We start from the raw sequence: 21040 nt of genomic DNA on the forward strand, positions 1-21040 counted from the left end.
GGACGCATTATATTGCACAGAATGCAGGATGTTGCGCCGATAAGGGTCGATTTGAGCTCATTTTTCTCTGATATCCTGCATTCCGTGCAGGATATTTTGGATTACTGGGCTAGATCACGCTATTATGCTGCATTTCGTACAACATTGGCGCGCAGTGGCAGTTCAAGTAAGCCTGGCCAGATCCTGATCCGGTCTAACGTGCACTGCAAGTATCTCGCTATACAACGAAAGATTACCTATCCACTTTTAACGGCCCAAGTTACAATAGAGGCAACTACCTCTTCGAAAATGAAAGGGGCTTATGAACCGTGGCAAAGGAAAGCTTCGATAAAGAAATCCAGTTTCTGAGAATGCTGGTGCTGACAAGCGGCGCTTATAACCGGCAGCAATTCGCCGACCGGCTTGGCATCTCCGTACATACCTTCGACAAGACCATCCGGCGCCTGAAGGACATTGCCGGATCCGTCCAGCAGCCGGCGGCCGAGGAACAAAACAAAGCGATGGCGGACATGCTGCGAACAAGCTATTACGAATCGGCAGACCCGCTGCTGCTCTTCCTGTTCCGCTCCAAATCGCTCAAGGAATCCGAGAGTTACCGTTTATCTCTGCTTATCGCTTCCCTTCAGGAGCAAGCACTGACACCGCTGGAGCTGCTGGATCTGTGCTTCGAAGGAATGCCCGCGGAGCTTGCGCCGCCGGACGAGAAAACCATCCGCTCCGATCTCAAATACTTGGAGCAGGCCGGCGTAATCCGGCGGCTTCCGGGCGGAAGACCGCAGAAATATACGGCCCACAATGATTTCGTAAGCATACTCTCCGACGAGGAGTTGTCGGATCTCTATGCTTTTGTGGACGTGATGGCGAATACGCAGGTTCCTTCCGTCCAGGGTTATCTGCTGCGCGACAGCTTGAAAAAAGCGATGAAGCTGCGGCAGCTGCCGGACGGAGCCAGCGACCTTTTCTTATATAAATACCATTACCATTCGCGTATTCTGGACGAAGCGCATCTATATACGATCATGCAGGCGATTGAGTCCAGGCGGAAGCTAAGCTTCCACTACTTCACGCCCAAATCGAACCAAAGCTATCATTCCAAAAATACGAATCCGATGTTCGTTAAGCCATCCGAAGGCCGGCTCGCCGAGATGCTGCCGCTAAAGGTCGCTTACGATCATCAATACGGAAGATGGTATTTGCTTGGCTATAGCTCGGGCCGGTCCCAAGTCGCGATTTTTCGGATGGAAGGCATCACGCAGCTTGAGGAGAGCGGACTCGTAACGGAAGAAGAATATGCGGTAAAGCTGGCAGCGCTAGAACGCAACACAAGTTATAGCTGGCTTGTCGATTTGAGCAGACCTGCCTCGGTTAAGGTCAGATTTTTTAATCCGGAAGGCGCAAAAAGAAACTTTATTAAAGACCGGGTGCAGCTGCAGGGACAATGGGGCGTTATTACGGAGGAAGATGAAGCTTCATTCCTGTTCGAGATTACGGTTAACGGCACGCAGGAGATCAAGCCTTGGCTGCGCAGCTTTGGATCAAGCTGCGAGGTGCTTGAGCCCATGTCTTTAAGACGGGAGTTTATCAAGGAATGGAAGGAGCTGGCGGAATACTATGAACCTGTTCGAAAAAATATTCAATTACCGGATGATGGCACAGCTTGACGAGCATGGCGCCCTTGCGGTTACGGCTCAGGAACGCCGCTGGCTTCTGATGATGCTGGAGCATCCGGAGGCGGCAGTTGCCCTATCGCCCGATACGCTGGATAAGCTCCGGCAATGTCTTGGCGGCTCGGATGAACGCAACGATTCGCTGCGGTCCATTATTGTTGAAAAAGCGGGCAGTGCCGTCCCCTCCCTCTACCACCCTCTGCTGAGAACGCTAAGGCAGATGATTGTGAAGAAATCGGGCATGCAGCTGCGCCATACGCGGAAGGATGGCTTCCTCCTCCCTAGCCAAACCGGTGTACCTTATAAACTGGAGTATTCGATGGTAAAGCGCGAATGGTATTTGCTCTGGTACAACCGGAGAACGCGATCCCTGATGACAACGAGACTTCGGAGTATTCATAGCGTGGAAGAAATGCCGGTAAGCGGGCAATTTTTCAATCAGGCGGCTGCAACGCTAGCCCAGCAGCTGGTGAAGCGCATGCAGCACGCCACGATTGAGATTATTCCGGCTTATAACAAGGAGTTATCCCGGATTTTGTATGCTTTCTCCTGCTTTGACAAGCAGGTTCAATACGATGAATTATCCGATACTTATACGATCAAGCTGACTTTCCTTGGCGACGAGACGGAATACGTGCTGTCCAAGCTCCGGTTTCTTGGTCTGCGCGTCCGAGTAACGGATCATCCCTATATGAAGTTCCGGATGCGCGAAGCGGCGCAGAGATCTTTAGCCCGTTACGGCTATTCGTCAGCCCTCGAACCGGCTAAGCACGATAACGGCATTATGTCCGCCGAAGCCGAATGAATTGGAAACCCCGATGCGAAGCGGAGCCGACTGGGCTGCCGCAGGAACATTGGTTAGTCCGCATTCCGGATCCAGCTGATCAAGGTTGATGGTTGGCGGCACGATTCCTTCGCGCAGACTTTGCAGGAGGGCAATCGCCTCAACGCCGCCTGCCGCTCCCAGCATATGACCTAGCATCGACTTGTTCGCCGTTACCGCAATCCGGCTTTCTCCCTGGCCAAATAAACGGGTAATTGCCTGGCCTTCCGAGCGGTCTCCAAGACCCGTGCTTGTAGCATGCGCGCTTATGATATCTACTTCATCCGGACGGATACCCGCATCCGCAAGGGCTGTCCTCATAGCGGTGTACGCCCCGGTTCCTTCCGGATGGGTAGCAACAATGTGATAGGCATCCGAGCTTGCCCCGTAACCCAACACCTCGCCGTAAATCCGAGCCTCCCGCTTCTTCGCATGAGCCAGAGACTCAAGCACGACGATACCCGCTCCCTCCGACATGACAAATCCGTCACGGTTCCGGTCGAAAGGCCGGCTGGCCTTCTTTGGCTCCTCGTTGCGGGAAGATATAGCCTGCGCGTTGCCAAAGCTGGCAAGAGACAGTTCATTAACCGTTGCCTCTGCGCCGCCTGCGATAACCACATCCGCTATACCGAGGCGGATAAGCCGCATCGCTTCGCCAATGGCGGTATTTCCGATGGAGCAGGCCGTAACCGGCGCAAGCGTAGGACCGGTTAATTGGTACCTGATACTGATCGTGGCTGCCGCCATATTGGCGATCATCATTGGCACCAGCATCGGGCTTACCCGTTCGGGACCGCGGGTGCGCAAAATTTCGTCCTGCTCCATCAGCGTGCTTAATCCGCCAATCCCCGAACCGACATAAACACCGACACGGTCACGGTCCGTCTCATCCAGCTTAAGTCCGGAATCCGTTATCGCCTGATCCGCGGCGGCAACGGCAAATTGCACGAAACGGTCCATCTTTCTTGCTTCCTTGCGGCCAAACAACGCTTCCGGGTCAAAATCCTTAACGCTCCCCGCGATTTTCGTTTTCAGCCTTGCCGTATCAAAAGCATCTATGCTGGAAATACCCGACTCTCCCCGCTTCATCCGGGACCACATTTCGTCAACCGATTGTCCAAGCGGCGAAATAACGCCCATTCCCGTAACAACTACGCGTTCCATAGAGATCAGCTCCTAAAAAGAATTATCACCCCAATAGCGGTGTTCGCTATTCATGATGATTATTGCCTCGTAAGCATTCGCTTAATGTATGTTCATACCTCAGAATTAGTACCTGATATTAAATCATGTTGCCACATGAAGTATCCTATTACAAGTTGTCGTTTATCCTAGTATAATGAGTAACAGGATCACCCATTTGGAGGTACTGCTCAAATGAATAACAAGACGAGGCTCACTGCGCTTTCGAGCTTTCTGAAAAACCAACGGGCCAAGCTCACTCCCGAGGAGGTAGGTTTTCCTCCCGGCAGCCGGAGAAGAACGCCCGGCCTTAGACGCGAAGAGGTTGCGGCGCTTGCCGGCGTAAGCACAACCTGGTATACCTGGCTGGAGCAAGGCCGGGATATTCAAGCTTCGCCGAATGTGCTGGACGCTATTGCTTCCGCCTTGCGTTTGACTCATGACGAACGCAATTATTTGTACGGTCTTGCGATTGAGCCCGGAGCCGGTCCGTCTATCACGGCCGAAATGCCCGCTTACTCATCGGATGCGGTTAGTCCGCCCCTGCGCAAAATTCTGCAGGAGCTCAGGCAATGCCCATCCATTATCTCGGACCGCCGCTGTCAGATTGTCGGCTGGAACGAAGCAGCCGCCCATGTCTTTGTAGACTTTGCCCAGATCCCCGAGCAGGAGCGGAATATGATCCGCCTCTTGTTCACACGGAAAGAGCTGCGCCGCTTAGCCGTTAACTGGAAGCAGTTCGCAAGCGGATTTCTGTCGATCTTCCGGGCTTATTACGGACAATATGTAGAGGATAACTGGTATGATCAGTTTCTGAAGGAAATGACGGGGCTGCATCCGGACTTTCAGGAGTTATGGGAGCATAGCGAGGTACGGACTGCGCCAGAGGTTGTGCTGGAATTCCGGCATGCCAAAGCAGGGAAAATGCTCTTCCATCTAACGTCCTTGCAGCTGCAAGGCGGCTCGGATCTTCGCTGCAGCATATACACCCCTGCTCCGGACAGCGAGACGGAAGAGAAATTAAGCAAGCTGATGCGCGGAAAGCCGTCTTAGCCTGAACGTCAGGCCAAGACGGCTTTCTTTTCTTGATACTATTCCATTAAGCTTCAACAACCATGCGGTTCGTTAACGCGCCAAGCTTCTCGATCTCGATGGTGACGACATCTCCGTCCTGCAGATAAACTTGCTTCTCCGGCGGATAGCCCATCACGACCCCCTCCGGCGTGCCGGTCAGAATAATGTCTCCGGGGGACAACGTCATGCATTGCGAAATATAGCTGACGATTTCCTTGCAGTTAAAAATCATATCCGACGTATTCGAATCCTGCCGTACCTCTCCGTTTACCGTGCAGCTGATGCGCAGATCATTCGGATCGCCTACCTCATCCTTGGATACGAGGTATGGACCTACCGGAGCGAATTTATCGCAGGACTTGCCCGCCAGCCACTGGCTTGTCCGGGTCTGAAGATCGCGTGCTGACAGATCGTTTGATGTACTGTAACCAAATACGTAATCAAGCGCCTCGTCCACCGATACGTTTTTCGCCGTGCGACCAATGACAATCGCAAGCTCTGCTTCGTAATCAACCTTTTGCGTCGACCGGGGCAAAGGTACATCCTCGCCATGCGCGGCAAGCGCGTTGCTGAATTTGCTGAACAGAATAGGGTATTCCGGCAGCGGCATATTCGTCTCTTCCGCATGCTTCCTGTAATTAAGTCCGATACAGATGATTTTCCCCGGCTCCGGCACGGATGGTCCAACAACAACCTGCGACTCATCCAGGTAACGATCTTGCCGTTCCTTCGATTCTTCAACGTATTGCCGGAGCTTGCTTAGTTCTGCCTCTCCGCCTTGCAATAAACCGTTTAAGGTTACATGGCCGGCATCAATGATTCCTTTATCCGTCCGTACACCTAAACGATAAGCAGAAGCTGCTGCCTTTTCCTTGAAATTGACTAATTTCACGAATAAGCCCTCCCCGTTTTCCAATAATCTGCAATAGATTCCTCCTTTATTATACAGCCTTAACCGTATCTCTTCAGCATCTTGAGAAACTTGCTGCCCGTCAGCGTTGGTGTTCCTGCATTAAGGCGGAATACTTCATCTGATCCCGGCTTGTTAATGCCGGGGTGCGTGGTGAAAAATAGCGTTACGCCCGCGTTTTTCTCAATCTGCTTGGCTGTCCGGTTAAACACGCCATACGGGAAAGCAATAATTTGATACGTGTTGCCCAGCTCTTCCTTCAGCCGTGTCTCCTCCAGCCGTGCATCGGCTTCTATGCGGGCCTTATATTCCGCTTTCGTCTCTACACGGCCTTTGTCAGGCAGATAAATCGGATTGCTCAGCTTTGGTCCGGTTTTATGACCTTTTTCATCAAGCGGGGCATAATCATGCTGGTTATACGTATGGCTGTAGAAGCTGAACCCTTCCGCCTTGAGCTTGCGCATGGTTTCCCAGGTCATATGCTTGGTATGAACGTTCTGCTTATCGCTGCTTGCGCCAATGATGAAATGAGCGGCGGTAAAATGGTATTTTTTCATAATCGGAACCGCGTATTGGTCAAAGCTCTCATATCCGTCGTCAAACGTAATAACAACGGCGTTATCCGGCACCTTTCCTTTGCCGCGCATAAAGTCTGCGAACTGCTCAATGCTGATGACATGGTAGCCGTTATCCTTCAGAAGCTTCATTTGCGTGCCGAAACGGCTCGGGGATATCGTTGCCCCGCTTTCCGTTGCATCAATATGGTGGTACATGAGGACAATAACTTTATTCTTATAATGCGCAGGGTGGTTGGAAGCAGCGTCGAGTTCGCTTTCGGGCACCGGCCAAGCGATCACGATCGCAATGGCAAGCAGCGCGGCAATCCCTTTCAATTTCACTACGTATTCCTCCTAGAAACGCGATTCGTTTGTTACTGAATCAGTATAAATAGCCGTTATCTCCAAAGCGTTTCCGGATTGTAACGAACCTGCAAACATTCCCGGACTAGCAATTAACACATAAAAACTCCCCGCACAGCTGAGAAAGCCGCGCGGGGAGTGCTGAAGAACCTTATTTCAATTTCTTATTTCAATCTCGCTATGCCGGTTGCTACTTGCTCGATTTGAGCTTTTGTCAGGCTATTGTCCGCGGAGCTGATTGTGACGTAACGATCGTCCATTTGGAAGCTCAGCATAGCGGTTTTGCTTGGCGTAAACCATTTTGCTTTTACGCCGTTTGGCAGCGTTACGGCTGTGCCGTCGTAACCAACCGAGTAATCGCGCGGCGAGATTTGAACGTTCATGTGCTTGAACAAGAAGTTAACGGAATCTCCGCCGGCTACTTTTTGGAAGGCATCGTTTTTCGTCATTAACGTTGGAGCGTAAGCCGCAGTAAAGCCGTCGAACTTCGCAAACTCGTCTTTAATCGCGTTTGTTTGAGCTGTCGTATACGTTACCTTTGCCAGGTCGGATTGAGCAGCGCCTACTTTCGCGACCGTAACGGCTACTTTTTCCAGGCGTGCTTGAGTCAGGTTTGCATTCGGCGAGCTCAAAGTAACATAACGATCATCCACTTTTAACGTTAGCATGAGGGTATCGCCTGCTTTGTACCATTTTGCTTTTGTTCCGTTCGATAAGGTTACCGGTGTACCTTCATAATCATAGGAATAATCACGCGGCGAGACAGTTACGGTCATATTCTCGAAAATGATGTTTACACCGTCCGCGGCAGCTACGGTTTTCTTCAGAACGTCGCCGTTAACCATCATTTGCGGAGCGTAAGCCTCTTCGAATCCGTCAAAGCTGGCAAATGCTTTCTTGAGCTCGTCGAGCTGCGCTGCCGTGTACAAAACTTTTACCAGATCGGTTTGAGCAACGCCTACTTTCGTTACGCTAACTGCCGCTTTTTCCATTTGAGATTTGTTTAGTTTCCCGTTTGGCGAGCTGACCGTTACATAACGGTCGTCTACTTTTACCGTCAGCATGTCTTTGCCATTTACGTTGTACCATTTCGCTTTTGCGCCGTTAGACAGCGTTACGTTTGTGCCGTCGTAGTCATGCGAGTAGTCGCGCGGCGATACGTTGACGGTCATATTGGTGAACAGCAGGTTCACGCCGTCGCTTGTTGCTGCTGCTTTTTGCAGAGCATCGCCTTTGATCATCATTTGCGGAGCGTAAGCAGCTTCGAATCCGTCAAAGCCGGCAAATGCTTTTACGATCTGATCAAGCTGAGCTGCCGTGTAATTCGTCAATACCCATTGATCCGTTGCGCTTGTGCCGATGTAGATGGTATTTGTTCTGCTATCGTATTGGATTGGCGTATTCAGCGCGTTGGACAACGCGCGTACCGGCAAATAAGTCGTGTCATGATACGTGATTGGCGAAAGTTTATTGCCGTCCTCATCCTTAGGAATATACGTGCTGCCGTTGATTATAAAGCCGATGCCGTGGTTCAGGAACGCGCTGATTTTCTCCATGTTAGTTCCGGCGAATGCGCCGGCTGCTCCCGATACCGTCATGCCTGCGATCATCATCGTTGCGACTGTTCTTTTCATATTTTTGTTCATTTTTTATAATCTCCTTTAGAGTTGAATTTGTTTTTTTGTTTGAAGCTCCTTACAGACTTAAGTATAGATTCGCGTTATCTCGAAACCATTTCGAGCTTGTAACGAAGCTGTAAAGCTTTTTGTCCATGCTGTATCGATATTTCGAGGACAAAAAAACTCCCCGCACAGCTGGAAAGCCGCACGGGGAGTGCTGAAAGATGCTTATTTCAATTTCGCTACGCCTGTTGCGATTTGCTCGATTTGAGCCTTAGTCAGGCTGTTATCCGCCGAGCTGATTGTGACATAACGATCGTCGATTTGGAAGCTCAGCATAGCTGTGCCGCTTGGCGCGAACCATTTCGCTTTTACGCCGTTTGCCAGCGTTACAGCTGTGCTGTCATAACCAACCGAGTAGTCGCGAGGCGAGATTTGAACGTTCATGTGCTTGAACCAGAAGTTGACGGAATCTCCGCCCGCTACTTTTTGGAACGCGTCGTCTTTCGCCATTTTTGTTGGAGCATAAGCCGCCGTAAAGCCGTCGAATTTCGCAAATTCGTCTTTAATGGCTTTTGTTTGAGCAGCTGTATACGTTACGGTTGCCAGGTCGGATTGCGCAGCGCCAACTTTAGCTACGCTAACGGCTACTTTTTCCGCTTGCGCTTTGGTCAACGTTTTGTTCGGCGAGCTAACCGTTACATAACGGTCGTCTACTTTTACGGTCAGCATGTCCGTGCCGTTTACGTTGTACCATTTTGCTTTAGCGCCATTGGACAGCGTTACGTTCGTGCCGTCGTATTCGAAGGAATAATCGCGCGGCGATACGTTTATCGTCATGTTTTTGAAGAGAAGGTTTACGCCGTCAGCGGTAGCTGCCGTTTTTTGCAGCGCATCGCCTTTAACCGTTACTTGAGGCGCGTATGCCGCTTCGAAGCCGTCAAAGTTGGCAAACGCTTTTTTCATTTCATCCAGCTGAGCGGCGGTGTACGTTACAGCGGCCATATCGGATTGCACGGCGCCAACGCTAGTTACGGTAGCCGCTACTTTTTCCGCTTGCGCTTTGCTCAAGGCTTTGCTTGGCGAGCTAACCGTCACATAACGGTCATCTACTTTTACAGTCAGCATGTCTGTACCGTTTACGTTGTACCATTTTGCTTTTGCGCCATTGGAGAGCGTTACGTTTGTGCCGTCGTATTCGAAAGAGTAATCGCGCGGCGATACGTTTACCGTCATGTTCTTGAAGGTAAGGTTTACGCCGTCGGCTGTTGCTGCAACCTTTTGCAAAGCGTCGCCTTTGATCAAAATTTGCGGAGCATAAGCCGTTTCGAATCCTTCAAAGCCGGCAAATGCTTTTTTGATCTCATCCAATTGGGCTGCCGAGTAGTTAGCCAATACCCATTGGTCGGTTGTGCTTGTACCGATGTAGATCGTATTGGTTTTGCTGTCGTACTGGATTGGCGTGTTCAGTGCATTGGAAAGCGCGCGAACAGGGAGATAAGTCGTGTCGTGATACGTGATCGGCGCAAGTGCGTTGCCGTTCTCGTCTTTCGGAATATACGTGCTGCCGTTGATTTTAAAGCCGATGCTGTGGTTCAGGAAAGCGCTGATTTTCTCCATGTTTGTTCCTGCATATACCCCTGCTGCTCCCGATACGGTCATGCCTGCGATCATCATTGTTGCGACTGTTCTTTTCATGTTTTTGTTCATTTTTTTATTATCTCCTTTAGAGTTGAGTTTGTTTTTTCTATTTCCGAACTTCTAACCTTTTTACTCTCTGTCTTTTTATAACCTGTTTCTGTTTGTTTGAAGCTCCTTACTGACTACAGTATAGAGTGACGATATATCCAAAAAATTTCGGGCTTGTAACGAACCTGTAAACATTTTTGCCTCAATTTATTTCAATTGTCCTTCGTTCATCTGTTTTCTCCTTCGTTCATTCGTTGTTGTTTGTTGCTGATGAACTTAGTATAGTAAGCCGATATATCCAAAAAATTTCGAGCTTGTATCAAAGCTGTAACAATTAATCCAAACAAATGGACACAAAAAAACCGGATCGCCAGATCCGGTTTTCCCCCTGCTTATTCTCATTGAAAATCAATAATATGAGTGACGGGCATGCTGTCCTTATCGGCGACCGTCACGCCAAGCCGCGTTCCCGAAGGATTCCAGCTTAACGGATACTGCGGAAAATAGCTTGGGCCAATCGGCGAAACCTTGCCGGTTGCCGAGTCGAAAATATAAACCCCGTTCATTCCGCTCTGATTCTCGGTATACAGCGCGGCCGCCAGCTTGGAGGAATCCGGAGACCAAGCGATATACGGAATCAAATCCCCTTTCGCAATGGAGAGCCCTTCCGCGCTTCCGTTCGAGTCGAAAATACGAAGCTCGCTGCCCGCCTTCCCGGGTTGCTTCTGGATTTCGACCGCAAGATGCTTGCCATCCGGCGATACCTGGAATATCATCGCATGTTTGACCAGTTCGGCTGGTTTCGGATCGTCAGGCGTAAATTGCTTTAAGGTCTGGTTATTGTCCGTGTAGTAGATGCGACCTTGACCGACGCCAAAATTCACGAAGGGCTGATCGCCAAGCGCCGGATCATCCAGCTTCAGAAGAGTAACGGTTCCGTCCGCCGCGATTTGGCGGATATCGCCAAGCCCGCTCATCGAGCCCGCCGCAAGAACGTACGTCGTATCGTTCAGCCAGCCGCCGGTCTCCAAGTAATTGCTGCCCTTGATTTCGATCGTATTGCCGGTGCTGATTTCTTTGATAAAATTGCGGGCCGTATATTTATCCTTCCACTGCTGAACGAACACATACTTACCGTCCGGAGACGGCTGTTCATTCACGACCGTTTGAACATTTTTCACCGGTTCAGCGGCAGATTTCTGCTCGTTATTGCTTAAATCCACATCCATGGTATTGTATTCGAACTGAGCTTCTTCCGTAGCCGTAGCCTGTTTGACAAGCTTGGTGTACATCAGCTGAACCTGATCATCAGACAGCCATTTGTCCATGCTTGCATCCTCAAAACGATGAATCCTTTGCACCATAACTTCCTGGTTTGGTTTCTGCTCTGGGCTTTTTACAACCGTTAATTCCCCATGTTTGTTCGTGTTATTGCCGTTATTGGCTTGATTACCGCTCTGAACAGAGGAACACGCAGCAAGTGCGGCTGCGAGCGACAACACGGCGCCTAATTTAATGATCTGTTTCATCGTTATCCCCCCGGATTTATACCAGTTTCCATTAGTATAGAAGGCCTCTATGTCGAAAACATATCTGAATTGTATCCAAGTTGTAACAACTTTTTGTTAGAGTGCCCAAAATAAAAAGCAGCCCGGACTATCCAATGTCCAGGCTTGTTGCTTACTCATCCGGCGGCTCTATGGCTATAGGCTCACCAGGCAAAGAGATGACAAATCTGGAGCCGTTAGGTCCTGATTCGGCCAGTTGTACGGTGCCATGCTGCTTCTCGGCCAAGCTCCTGACCAAAGCTAAACCAAGCCCTGTACCGCCGGTTTCCCGGGATCGGTCGTCGCTAACGGTAAAGAACGGGTCAAAGATCCGCCTCTGAAGCTCTACCGGTATGCCGATACCGCTGTCCGCGACTTCGATAATGACGCGCCGTTCACCGGAGGTTTCCGTTTCCGAACGGTTGGTTAGCCGAACCCATCCGCCGGGGCGGTTATATTTTATCGCGTTGCTGAGCAAATTCGTAACCATATGCATGAGGTTATCCTGATCCGCCCATACGAGGTCATCCTTTAACTCGGAAGAAAGCGAAATTTTTTGTTTTTCCGCTTTAATATGTAGACGGCTTAGCGCATCCTCGAGCAACGGCTTCACTTGGAACCGAGAGGCATTTGTCTCAAAATCGTAAATATCCATCGAAGAAAGCTGGAGCGCCTTCTCGATCAGCGCATACAAACGCTCCGCTTCCTTACTGATCTGCGTACGGGCATTTTGCAGCAAAACCGGGTCATCGCTATACATGCCAAGCAGGTCCGAATACGCCAGAATGGATGTTAAAGGCGTCTTCAGCTCATGGCTGATATTGCCGATAAACTGCTTTTGCTGCTGCTCCAGCTCCTGAAGCCTCTTAATAGCCGTCAGCAGCTTCTGCTTCTCCTCGTTTAATTCATCGACATAAGTAGCGATACTGCCGCTCATATCATAAATCCCTTCCGCAAGCTCGCCAATCTCGTCCCTCCTGCGGACGGGCGGCTTGTCCAGGTAACGGCCTTCCCCAATATCCTTGGCCGCCTGATTCAGCTTGCCAAGGATAAAGGCTTGCCTCCAGACGTACAAATAACCAAGCAGGAGACCGGCTGCCAGCACGGCAGCACCTGTCCCGATAAACAAGTCGCGGATATGGCGGTAAAACAATTTCTGATCCTGGAGCGAGCCATGAAACTGTACGCTGCCGAGAAATTGATCGGCATTATAGAGCGGCGCCAAATACAGTACCTGATTGCCTAGCGTAATATAAGCCTCCTGGCCTTTGGCAGTATGGGCAAGCGCATCCTTCACATCGGTCAGCGGCTGTACCGGAAGCGATGTGCCGGCAAATTGCCCGTCAGCGCTGTACAGCGTAACCGCCATGCCGCTTTGCCCGCCAAGATCTACGGCCAGGCTCTGGCCATTACGCTCCATAAATTCATCCGGCGACACCCGCTCGCCGGTCAAATACTCCTCGCGTACGCGAAGATTTGCCGAACTGGCCAGCTGGGAAAAGCTTTGCTCCATCCGCCTCTGCTGATCCTCGCGGATACCCGCAAGCACCAGCGTGCTGAGCAATACGACAACAAAAGCGAGCAGCAGCGCGAGAAACACGGTGATTTTACCCTTTAAGCCAATTCTGAACCTATGCCGGGTACCGGCAGCTCGGGTCATCCGTTTGTCCTCGTGCTTTTATAGCCGATACCGTAAACGGTTTGTATGAGTCCTTGCCATTCGCCAAGCTTCTTGCGAAGCCTTTGCACATGGATGTCCACGGTACGGGTACCGCCGGCAAAATCCATCTCCCACACTTGCTCAAGCAGCGCTTCCCTGGAATATACCCGGTCCGGATGCTTCGCCAGCAGCGCCAGCAGATCGAATTCTTTCGGCGTAAGGTCACAAATCTCTCCGTCAACCCTGACCGTGCGGCTTAATAATTCAATTACAATCCCGCCAAGCTCCAATCTGCCTTCTTTATCGGAGTCCTGTTCCGGCGATTCAATCTGGCGCCGTCTGTGGAGAGCCTTCACGCGGGCGACCACTTCCCGGATATCAAACGGCTTGGTCATGTAATCATCGGCGCCAAGCTCGAGCCCAAGCACTTTATCCACGATATCGTTTTTAACGGTGAGCAGCATAATGGCCGGTTTGTTGCCCGCCTCCAGCTTTCGGCATACCTCATAGCCGTTCATCTTCGGCATCATTACATCAAGCACCATAACATCGGGCTTAAAGGCAGCAACCTTCTCAAGCGCCTCCATCCCGTCACCGGCAGTTTCTACCGTAAAGCCTTCACGCTGCAAAGCGTAGGCTATCGCGCTGGAGATGCTGACTTCATCATCTACAACAAGCACTTTAATCATGCGATTTATCACTCCTCGTTCCAACTTTCCTTATCACCCGGCAGGTTCCATTAGATATGGCTTATTCTTTTCATTATAGCCGCGCTTGTTCCAAAGTCCAAAGCACAAATCCGATTTCAAAAAGAAAACACAAAAAAATCCCTTACGGATGTAAGGGATTGAACTTTTAAGTTATGGTGCGGTAGAGAGGACTCGAACCTCCACGGGCGTACGCCCACTACCCCCTCAAGATAGCGTGTCTGCCATTCCACCACTACCGCACATTTAATTTCATTTCCTTCATACCATCACTTCGAGGGAGAAGTAAAATGGTGAGCCATGAAGGACTCGAACCTTCGACACCCTGATTAAAAGTCAGGTGCTCTACCAACTGAGCTAATGGCTCTCATGCTGTAAAACGAACTCTCGAGAGCCGCTACATTAAAGGAAATGGTGACCCGTAGGGGATTCGAACCCCTGTTACCTCCGTGAAAGGGAGGTGTCTTAACCCCTTGACCAACGGGCCTTACTTACTTGTTGTTCCTATCGTCATCTCTCTCGAGCGACTTGTCCACCAAGAAAATTATGGCGGAGAGAGAGGGATTCGAACCCTCGCACCACTTACGCAGTCTAACCCCTTAGCAGAGGGTCCCCTTGAGCCACTTGGGTATCTCTCCATGGCTCCCCGAACAGGACTCGAACCTGTGACAACTCGATTAACAGTCGAGTGCTCTACCAACTGAGCTATCAGGGAATACTTCAATCACTTGCTTTTTTCTTTCGTTTCAACCGCTTGTTTACCGCGGCGACAAGTAATAATATATCACGGCCATTTCAGAAGGTCAAGCGTTTTTTAAAAAAAGTTTTCCGCGACATTTTCCGCATGCATAGCGGGCCGGATCAAGCCTTCTTTTACGCGGATATTCGGTGCCGCAGCTACGGCAGACAAGCATGTATTTATAAGGAGTTGGCGCCTTTGCCGCCCTCTCCGGCAGCGAGTTGCAGTAACGGGATCCGCCGACATAAGCAAGCAGTTTTTTGAAATCCTCATCCCGATGCTGGTACCCTCTCTTCATTATATGGAGATGATAATGGCACAGCTCATGCTTAATAATTTTTTCGGTCTCTTCTTCACCAAACGCTTCTAATTGATGAGGACTGATCTCGATGTTGTGCGATTTCGTAAAATAACGCCCTCCCGTTGCCTTCAAACGTCCGTTAAAGGTAGCCTGATGGATGAAGGGTCGTCCAAAGCTTTCGAGCGATACGCGCTCGACCCACCGCTGCAGCTGTTCATCATTCATTTTCATGGTCATTGTATTCTCCCCCAGTACTTGAATTTTAAAGCGTTCATACGATACACTGTCAAGTAGAAATCATTATAGATGGCCTACGAGGGGAGTTAATTTTCACCATGCCTACAATGCGTAACGTCCTTATGAACGGCAGCAGCCAAATTTTCTTTGTTGAGATGCCGGAATCCCACGCTTATCAGCTCAGCGCGCTGAACCTGCGCCTTCATAAAGAGATTGACAAGCTTACCGCTGATCATGTGCCTCAGCTGCCGTATGCGGTCGCGGAATGCGACAATGTCGAGCTGCATGACAGCTCGATCCGGATCGTTTCCGGTCTGGACTACATTAATGAACTGGAACGTGATTTTGCGGCTGTTAAGGAATCGGCTTACCCGCTGATTGCCCTGCTCACCGAGATTCGTGCCTTGCAAGCCCAGCTTGAACAATGGTACGAGGAAGAAGAACTCTAAAATGAATAATCCTCAATCGAGGCCTTTCGAAGATGAGCGACCGCGTTTAAAGGTAGGATTAATCGCCAAATAGAATTTCGGTTTCCGTAGATTCGGAACTGAGAATTTCTATTGCGGTAGGACCTGCACGGACATTCGCCCTTCTCCATACTGTAGTAGTACATCAGGTATGGCCGGAAGGAGAAGATACAAATGCCACAATGGCTTTGCAATCAAATGATGCGTGCTTTTCAGAAGAAGGACCTTAGGCAGATTAAGCTGCTGAATGAATGCTGGTATTTCTATCGGAGCAAGCAAACAACAAAAAACGAAGACGAAAGCCGTCCCGAAATAACTCTTCATTAAAGTCCTAACAAAAAACTCCCGCCAGCGAGCTGCTGCGGGAGTTTTTTTGCATCCGGAATTATTTCACGCTGTTCCAGAAGGTAATTTCGTCGAGCGGAAGACGTACGGTTGGACGGCCTTCCTCTTTTGCTTTACCGATCGGCAGAACAAGAAGCGGCAAATAACGTTCAGGAATCTCAAAGAAAGCTTTCAGCTTATCACGGTCATAACCGCCCATTGGTACAGTGTCATACCCTTTGGATTTAGCTGCCAGCATAATTTGCATCGATACAAGACCCGCATCAAAAGCAACGATCTCCGTCACGCGCTCCTTAGGGATAGAAGGGAACAAGCTTGTGTAATGATCCGTAAAGCGCTGAGCGATCTCTTCTGTCATGTAGCCGGCTTTAACTGCCGCCCCGTTGATTTCGCCAAGCTTCGTGTAGAACTCCAGATCGCCCAATATAACGACAACGGCCGATGCGTCAACAACTTGTTGCTGATTGTTCGCAATTGGGAGCAATTGATCTTTCAGCGCTTGATCCGTGATTACCAGGAAACGCCAGGATTGCGTATTCGCCGAGGATGGCGCTTTGGTTGCAAGTTCGAGAATTTCCTTGATTTCTTCATCCGAGATTTTGAACGACGGATCATAATGACGAACAGAACGACGGGATGTCAGAACTTCCGTAAAATCCTTGCCAACTTGTGTTTCGATAGCCATTGTTGGTTCCCTCCAATAATAAAATGATCTGTGTACCAGATTGCTCAGTTAAAACCAAAAAAAGGCATAGTAGAAATGACGACTGTGAGAAATAAACCACGGATTAAACTGCGAATAATTTCACACAGTTACAAATATAACAAGGAGCCTTTTATGCTGTACGTACGCTCGCATCTGTAACAGTTTTGATAACAGTATAAAATCGAGACGGCGGAAAGTCAACTGGGCTAGTGTGACTATTTTTTCCGCCGTCATTTTTAACTATTCAAATCCATTCGCTTCAGCGTGCAAATCCTCTCGGAAAGCTGAGCAATGGTAACCTGCCGCAGCACTTCCAATGTTCTTCGTTCCACTTCGTCGGTTATTTCCATAAAAGCAACCCGCATCTCCTGACCAAAATCATGGATGCCGGTTGTATCAAGCATTCCGCTGCATAACGGCTCCCCTACGCGCAATGCCAAATAGACATCGGCAAGCGTAATCGTCTCCGGAGCACGCTTCAAGCGGTAACCGCCGTCACGGCCCTCCCTTGTCTCAAGGAGCTGTTCCCTAGCCAGCTTAGCCAGTACGCGCCGCAGCATCGTTGCTTCCGACTTCATATGGCCCGCCAGCTCCGCGCTGGTACAAGCATTAGGTTTCCGGGAAAGCACAACAAGCGCCTGCAGGGACAAGCCAAACCATTTATGATTCGGAGCGCTGCTGCACCGTTCTTTTTCCGTTTGAATGGGATTGTTATCAGGCTGAATAATGATGTTCATCCTCTCCTTCCTTAGTAGGATCTTAGAGGCACATCTGTATTATAGGGTCCAAAATAAGCTGTCAGCAAGCCCGAAATTATGCCTGCTTGCGCATGGTAAGGGATACCCGGCCCTTTTTCAAATCAACGCCAAGCACCCAAACGGTGACATTGTCGCCTACGGATACCACATCCATCGGATGCTTCACGAATTTATCGCTCATCTGCGAAATATGGACAAGGCCGTCGTTCTTGATGCCAATATCGATAAAGGCGCCAAAGTCGATAACATTCCGAACGGTGCCTTGCAGCTCCATACCCGGAGTCAAATCTTCAATATTGAGGACATCGGTATGGAAGATCGGCGGCGGAAGCTCCTCACGCGGGTCACGCCCCGGACGGAGCAGGCTATCGATAATATCCTTCAAGGTTGGCACCCCTACGCCAAGCGAAGACGCCATGGCTGCAGGATCGATTCCCGACAGCTTCTCCTTCAGCTCCTCCGTGCCAAGCTGATTCTGCTTCAGGCCAAGCTCGGCAAACAGCTTGCCGACAACGTCATAGGATTCCGGGTGAATCGGCGTGCTGTCCAGCGGATTCGCCGCTTCCGGAATACGCAGGAAGCCAATGCATTGCTCGTAAGATTTCGCGCCGAGGCGCGGTACCTTCTGCAGCTGGCCGCGTTTCGCGAACCGGCCGTTCTCCTCGCGGTACTTCACGATATTTTTCGCAATCGTTGCGTTGATCCCCGCTACGTAAGAAAGCAGCGACGCGGACGCTGTGTTAACATCTACGCCAACATGGTTAACGGCAGATTCAACAACGCCGCCAAGGCTTTCATCGAGCCGTTTTTGGCTGACGTCATGCTGATATTGCCCAACGCCGATCGCTTTAGGCTCAATCTTCACAAGCTCGGCGAGCGGATCCTGGAGTCGACGCGCAATCGAGACCGCGCTGCGCTCGGCTACGTCAAGATCGGGGAATTCTTCTGCCGCAAGCTTGGAAGCGGAATAAACGCTTGCCCCGGCCTCGCTTACGATAATATATTTCAGCTCGCCTTGACCGGCTGCCTTGCGTTTGCCGATTAAGCCGGCAATAAATTGCTCCGTTTCGCGGGAAGCTGTTCCGTTGCCGATTACAATAAGCGTTACGCCGTAACGATCAATCTGACCGTTAATGATTTTTTCCGCTTCCGCGGCCTTATTGTTGGGAGGAGTCGGATAAGTTACGGCTACCTCCATAAGCTTGCCGGTATCGTCAATAACGGCGAGCTTGCAGCCCGTCCGGTATGCCGGGTCAACCCCCAATACCACATTGCCGCGAACAGGCGGCTGAAGCAGAAGGTTGCGCAGATTTTCCGAGAAGATGGAGATCGCATGCTCCTCCGCTTTCTCCGTCAGTTCGCCGCGTACTTCCCGCTCGATCGAAGGGGAAATGAGCCGTTTGTAAGCATCCTCAATAACGGCCGCGAGCACATCGCGTACGGCAGGCGCAGTCTGCTGACGAAGCACTTTGCGCTGGATAAACTCATGGATCCGTTCCGCCGAAAGCTCAAACGAGACGCGCAGAATATCTTCCCGCTCTCCGCGGTTAATCGCCAAGACGCGGTGCGGCGGCAGCTTGCGGACCGGCTCCTGATAACTGTAGTACATCTCATAGACGGATTCGGCATCCGCGTTTTTCGCTTCGGTCTTAAGCAGCGCCTGGTCAAAGGTATGCTTCCGCACCCAGGACCGGATCGCTGCGTCATCCGCGATATTTTCCGCCAGGATGTCCATTGCGCCTTGAAGAGCATCTTCTGCCGAAGCTACGCCTTTGTCCTCATTCACGTATTTAGACGCTTCAGCAAGCGGTTCGCCCTGGCGGGGCTGAGCCCACAGCCACAAGGCAAGCGGCTCTAAACCGCGTTCCTTCGCGACGCTGGCGCGCGTCTTGCGCTTCTGGCGGTAAGGACGGTAAAGATCCTCAACCTCCTGCAGCTTGCCCGATGCCTCAATCGAGCGGCGAAGCTCATCGGTCAGCTTGCCCTGCTCATCAATTAGACGGATCACTTCGCGTTTGCGTTCTTCCAGATTACGCATATATTGCAGCCGTTCTTCAATCGCCCGGAGATCATTCTCGTCAAGCTCGCCGGTCATCTCTTTCCGGTAACGCGCGATAAACGGTATCGTATTGCCTTCATCGAGCAAAGCCACAGCCGATTTCACTTTCGTAATCGGAATCGACAGCTGCGATGCCATGCTTTTTATGATTTGTTCATTCTCGGCAGCAACCTGCCCGGGTGTCCGTTTGCCCGTGCCTGCCGCTTCCTCTTCTACTTGCTTTACTTTAGTATCTGCCAAACAACTGCACCGTCCCTTCAAACTTTTCATTTACAAAAAGGCCATAACTACATTGTCTCAGATTTGAAACCGCTTTTCCATATTTCCGGAAACGAAACCAAAAAAGCAGCAAACCGCCGGCAGAAACAGCCGGCGGTTCGCTTAATAAATTATCTCACATAAGGGTTATTGGCCATTTCAAAGCCAATCGTTGTTTTGGGCCCATGTCCCGGGTAAACCTTAACTTCGGGCGAAAGCTTGTATAGCTTCAATTGAATCGAATCGAACAAATCCCGCTCCCGGCCGCCCGGCAGGTCAGTCCTGCCGACGGATTGCCGGAACAGAACATCGCCCGAGAAGATATCATTCCCGCAGAGGAAGCTAACGCTGCCCGGAGAATGACCGGGCGTATGTAACACTTTAAACGTATGGCCGATAAAATTCAGCGTCTGCCCTTCGTCCAGCGCGTATTCGGCTGGACCTGTCGTCAGCGGCGGCGTTACGTCCGACCACCGCATCGAGCCGTTCTTGCGGGCATCCGTCAGCCAATCCGCCTCTAGATCATGAATATATACCGGACAACCCGCAGCGGTTCTTATTTCCTCTACGCCGCCCATGTGATCGAAATGGGCATGAGTGAGCAGAATCGCTTCAACCTTAACTCCGGCGATCCGGTCCAGCAGCCGCTTCGGCCCCATTCCCGGATCGATAATAATTCCTCGCTCTTCGCCGCTTTGCTCATCTTTTTCCGTCAATAGATAAGCATTGGTTTGCAGCGGGCCAAGCGTAAACGTTTCAATACGCATGTTCGCAATACTCCAATCTAATCCGTTTACACCGATTCAATCAACGCTCTAATTTCCTGTACAACCAAAGCGTGATAACCGGTGCCTTCGCCGTAACGGCGCATAATTTCTTTCCGTGTTTCCGCAAGCTTGTCCTGGTAGTCCGCTGCTTCGCGGTCCGGATTTTCTTTCTTGAAGAGCACCATTGGTTCCTGGATGTAGGTTGGTCTTGGTCCCCAAGTGCCGTGTATCGCCTTGCCTTCCGCATCGGTTACGATAACAACAGGAACGGAGCGGCCTCCCATCGTCAGGAACTGATCCATCGTATCGAGATTTTCTTCCATAATAAGAACCTCAACCGGGATTTCTCCCGTCTCCAGCGCACGGAATACAACCGGAATATTGCGGACAACGTCTCCGCACCAATCCGCCATCAGAATAAAGACGCGCAGGTCATTGCGGCTTTTGAGCGATTCGAAAAATTCGCGGTCGCTATCGCTTGCCCATTCAAATTTATCGTACCAGCCCTGAAATGCTTCCTTGTTCTTGGTCATTCCTTCCACAAACTGCTGCGGGCTAATCCCTTTGTTTAATTTTTCGGCTACGCTTCTGCTCATTTCATCCCT

19 protein-coding genes and 5 tRNA genes are annotated in these 21040 nt (G+C 50.6%); 5 read left to right on the top strand and 19 right to left on the bottom strand.

Translation table 11 applies throughout. The features are described from left to right. Nucleotides 1-308: 308 nt before the first annotated feature. Nucleotides 309-1661: a helix-turn-helix transcriptional regulator gene (locus PJDR2_RS24920; RefSeq protein WP_015846507.1), complete on the top strand. Its 1353-nt coding sequence runs from the start codon at nt 309-311 to the stop codon at nt 1659-1661. Beyond that, complete coding sequence (locus tag PJDR2_RS24925) at nt 1612-2472, top strand: WYL domain-containing protein (RefSeq protein WP_015846508.1); 861 nt, start codon at nt 1612-1614, stop codon at nt 2470-2472. The genes PJDR2_RS24920 and PJDR2_RS24925 overlap by 50 nt, the downstream gene beginning before the upstream one ends. Here PJDR2_RS24925 and fabF read toward each other — a convergent pair. Beyond that, the gene (gene fabF / locus PJDR2_RS24930; RefSeq protein ID WP_015846509.1) at nt 2416-3654 is read right to left on the bottom strand and encodes a beta-ketoacyl-ACP synthase II; all 1239 of its coding nucleotides are present in this window, start codon (nt 3652-3654) and stop codon (nt 2416-2418) included. The genes PJDR2_RS24925 and fabF overlap by 57 nt on opposite strands. 213 nt (nt 3655-3867) lie before the next feature. Here fabF and PJDR2_RS24935 point away from each other — a divergent pair, with 213 nt between their 5' ends. Then, complete coding sequence (locus tag PJDR2_RS24935; protein WP_015846510.1) at nt 3868-4725, top strand: helix-turn-helix transcriptional regulator; 858 nt, start codon at nt 3868-3870, stop codon at nt 4723-4725. Nucleotides 4726-4771: 46 nt separating this feature from the next. Here PJDR2_RS24935 and PJDR2_RS24940 read toward each other — a convergent pair whose 3' ends face one another. The 13 genes from PJDR2_RS24940 to PJDR2_RS25000 all read right to left on the bottom strand — a co-directional run bounded on the left by PJDR2_RS24940 (nt 4772) and on the right by PJDR2_RS25000 (nt 15063). Then, nucleotides 4772-5638 (bottom strand): fumarylacetoacetate hydrolase family protein, encoded by an 867-nt coding sequence (locus PJDR2_RS24940; protein ID WP_015846511.1) that lies wholly within the window; start codon nt 5636-5638, stop codon nt 4772-4774. A 59-nt stretch (nt 5639-5697) separates the two neighbouring features. Next, complete coding sequence (locus PJDR2_RS24945) at nt 5698-6555, bottom strand: polysaccharide deacetylase family protein (RefSeq protein WP_015846512.1); 858 nt, start codon at nt 6553-6555, stop codon at nt 5698-5700. A gap of 185 nt (nt 6556-6740) precedes the next feature. Beyond that, a complete protein-coding gene (locus tag PJDR2_RS24950; RefSeq protein WP_015846513.1) occupies nt 6741-8222 on the bottom strand; it encodes a hypothetical protein in 1482 nt (493 codons plus the stop codon). 201 nt (nt 8223-8423) lie between these two features. After that, nucleotides 8424-9905: a hypothetical protein gene (locus PJDR2_RS24955; RefSeq protein ID WP_015846514.1), complete on the bottom strand. Its 1482-nt coding sequence runs from the start codon at nt 9903-9905 to the stop codon at nt 8424-8426. A gap of 377 nt (nt 9906-10282) precedes the next feature. Continuing rightward, a complete protein-coding gene (locus PJDR2_RS24960; RefSeq protein WP_015846515.1) occupies nt 10283-11413 on the bottom strand; it encodes a TolB family protein in 1131 nt (376 codons plus the stop codon). Between the two features lie 151 nt (nt 11414-11564). After that, complete coding sequence (locus PJDR2_RS24965) at nt 11565-13091, bottom strand: sensor histidine kinase (RefSeq protein ID WP_015846516.1); 1527 nt, start codon at nt 13089-13091, stop codon at nt 11565-11567. After that, nucleotides 13088-13780 carry a response regulator transcription factor gene (locus PJDR2_RS24970; protein WP_015846517.1) on the bottom strand — a complete coding sequence of 231 codons (693 nt, stop codon included), beginning with the start codon at nt 13778-13780 and terminating at the stop codon, nt 13088-13090. The genes PJDR2_RS24965 and PJDR2_RS24970 overlap by 4 nt, the downstream gene beginning before the upstream one ends. A gap of 174 nt (nt 13781-13954) precedes the next feature. Then, nucleotides 13955-14040: transfer RNA gene (locus tag PJDR2_RS24975), tRNA-Leu, on the bottom strand. Nucleotides 14041-14089: 49 nt separating this feature from the next. After that, nucleotides 14090-14165: transfer RNA gene (locus PJDR2_RS24980), tRNA-Lys, on the bottom strand. Between the two features lie 45 nt (nt 14166-14210). Further along, nucleotides 14211-14285, bottom strand: a tRNA-Glu gene (locus tag PJDR2_RS24985). A gap of 60 nt (nt 14286-14345) precedes the next feature. Beyond that, nucleotides 14346-14436, bottom strand: a tRNA-Ser gene (locus tag PJDR2_RS24990). A gap of 1 nt (nt 14437) precedes the next feature. After that, nucleotides 14438-14513 (bottom strand) — tRNA-Asn (locus tag PJDR2_RS24995). 88 nt (nt 14514-14601) lie between these two features. Next, nucleotides 14602-15063, bottom strand: coding sequence for a SprT family protein (locus PJDR2_RS25000; protein WP_083778269.1), 462 nt, complete (start codon nt 15061-15063; stop codon nt 14602-14604). A 110-nt stretch (nt 15064-15173) separates the two neighbouring features. Between PJDR2_RS25000 and PJDR2_RS25005 the strand changes: the two genes are divergently transcribed. Then, nucleotides 15174-15524 carry a hypothetical protein gene (locus PJDR2_RS25005; protein ID WP_015846519.1) on the top strand — a complete coding sequence of 117 codons (351 nt, stop codon included), beginning with the start codon at nt 15174-15176 and terminating at the stop codon, nt 15522-15524. Between the two features lie 192 nt (nt 15525-15716). Continuing rightward, the gene (gene cmpA / locus PJDR2_RS32575; RefSeq protein WP_015846520.1) at nt 15717-15869 is read left to right on the top strand and encodes a cortex morphogenetic protein CmpA; all 153 of its coding nucleotides are present in this window, start codon (nt 15717-15719) and stop codon (nt 15867-15869) included. A 58-nt stretch (nt 15870-15927) separates the two neighbouring features. On the opposite strand, the gene PJDR2_RS25010 is transcribed toward cmpA, so the two are convergent. The 5 genes from PJDR2_RS25010 to PJDR2_RS25030 all read right to left on the bottom strand — a co-directional run bounded on the left by PJDR2_RS25010 (nt 15928) and on the right by PJDR2_RS25030 (nt 21031). Next, nucleotides 15928-16572 (bottom strand): nitroreductase family protein, encoded by a 645-nt coding sequence (locus tag PJDR2_RS25010; protein WP_015846521.1) that lies wholly within the window; start codon nt 16570-16572, stop codon nt 15928-15930. Between the two features lie 257 nt (nt 16573-16829). Continuing rightward, a complete protein-coding gene (locus tag PJDR2_RS25015) occupies nt 16830-17330 on the bottom strand; it encodes an Rrf2 family transcriptional regulator (protein WP_015846522.1) in 501 nt (166 codons plus the stop codon). A 76-nt stretch (nt 17331-17406) separates the two neighbouring features. After that, nucleotides 17407-19548: a Tex family protein gene (locus PJDR2_RS25020; protein ID WP_265525211.1), complete on the bottom strand. Its 2142-nt coding sequence runs from the start codon at nt 19546-19548 to the stop codon at nt 17407-17409. Nucleotides 19549-19799: 251 nt separating this feature from the next. Then, nucleotides 19800-20435 carry an MBL fold metallo-hydrolase gene (locus PJDR2_RS25025; RefSeq protein ID WP_015846524.1) on the bottom strand — a complete coding sequence of 212 codons (636 nt, stop codon included), beginning with the start codon at nt 20433-20435 and terminating at the stop codon, nt 19800-19802. 26 nt (nt 20436-20461) lie between these two features. Continuing rightward, the gene (locus tag PJDR2_RS25030; protein ID WP_015846525.1) at nt 20462-21031 is read right to left on the bottom strand and encodes a thioredoxin family protein; all 570 of its coding nucleotides are present in this window, start codon (nt 21029-21031) and stop codon (nt 20462-20464) included. Between the last annotated feature and the right edge of the window lie 9 nt (nt 21032-21040).

Source organism: Paenibacillus sp. JDR-2, assembly GCF_000023585.1.
Lineage (GTDB): Bacteria > Bacillota > Bacilli > Paenibacillales > Paenibacillaceae > Pristimantibacillus.

Coding starts and splice junctions, on each gene's coding strand:
- PJDR2_RS24925 (WP_015846508.1), top strand. CDS start 1,612: ATGAACCTGTTCGAAAAAATATTCAATTACCGGATGATGGCACAGCTT.
- fabF (WP_015846509.1), bottom strand. CDS start 3,654: ATGGAACGCGTAGTTGTTACGGGAATGGGCGTTATTTCGCCGCTTGGA.
- PJDR2_RS24935 (WP_015846510.1), top strand. CDS start 3,868: ATGAATAACAAGACGAGGCTCACTGCGCTTTCGAGCTTTCTGAAAAAC.
- PJDR2_RS24950 (WP_015846513.1), bottom strand. CDS start 8,222: ATGAACAAAAATATGAAAAGAACAGTCGCAACGATGATGATCGCAGGC.
- PJDR2_RS24955 (WP_015846514.1), bottom strand. CDS start 9,905: ATGAACAAAAACATGAAAAGAACAGTCGCAACAATGATGATCGCAGGC.
- PJDR2_RS24960 (WP_015846515.1), bottom strand. CDS start 11,413: ATGAAACAGATCATTAAATTAGGCGCCGTGTTGTCGCTCGCAGCCGCA.
- PJDR2_RS24965 (WP_015846516.1), bottom strand. CDS start 13,091: ATGACCCGAGCTGCCGGTACCCGGCATAGGTTCAGAATTGGCTTAAAG.
- PJDR2_RS24970 (WP_015846517.1), bottom strand. CDS start 13,780: ATGATTAAAGTGCTTGTTGTAGATGATGAAGTCAGCATCTCCAGCGCG.
- PJDR2_RS25000 (WP_083778269.1), bottom strand. CDS start 15,063: ATGAATGATGAACAGCTGCAGCGGTGGGTCGAGCGCGTATCGCTCGAA.
- PJDR2_RS25005 (WP_015846519.1), top strand. CDS start 15,174: ATGCCTACAATGCGTAACGTCCTTATGAACGGCAGCAGCCAAATTTTC.
- cmpA (WP_015846520.1), top strand. CDS start 15,717: ATGCCACAATGGCTTTGCAATCAAATGATGCGTGCTTTTCAGAAGAAG.
- PJDR2_RS25010 (WP_015846521.1), bottom strand. CDS start 16,572: ATGGCTATCGAAACACAAGTTGGCAAGGATTTTACGGAAGTTCTGACA.
- PJDR2_RS25015 (WP_015846522.1), bottom strand. CDS start 17,330: ATGAACATCATTATTCAGCCTGATAACAATCCCATTCAAACGGAAAAA.
- PJDR2_RS25020 (WP_265525211.1), bottom strand. CDS start 19,548: ATGGCATCGCAGCTGTCGATTCCGATTACGAAAGTGAAATCGGCTGTG.
- PJDR2_RS25025 (WP_015846524.1), bottom strand. CDS start 20,435: ATGCGTATTGAAACGTTTACGCTTGGCCCGCTGCAAACCAATGCTTAT.
- PJDR2_RS25030 (WP_015846525.1), bottom strand. CDS start 21,031: ATGAGCAGAAGCGTAGCCGAAAAATTAAACAAAGGGATTAGCCCGCAG.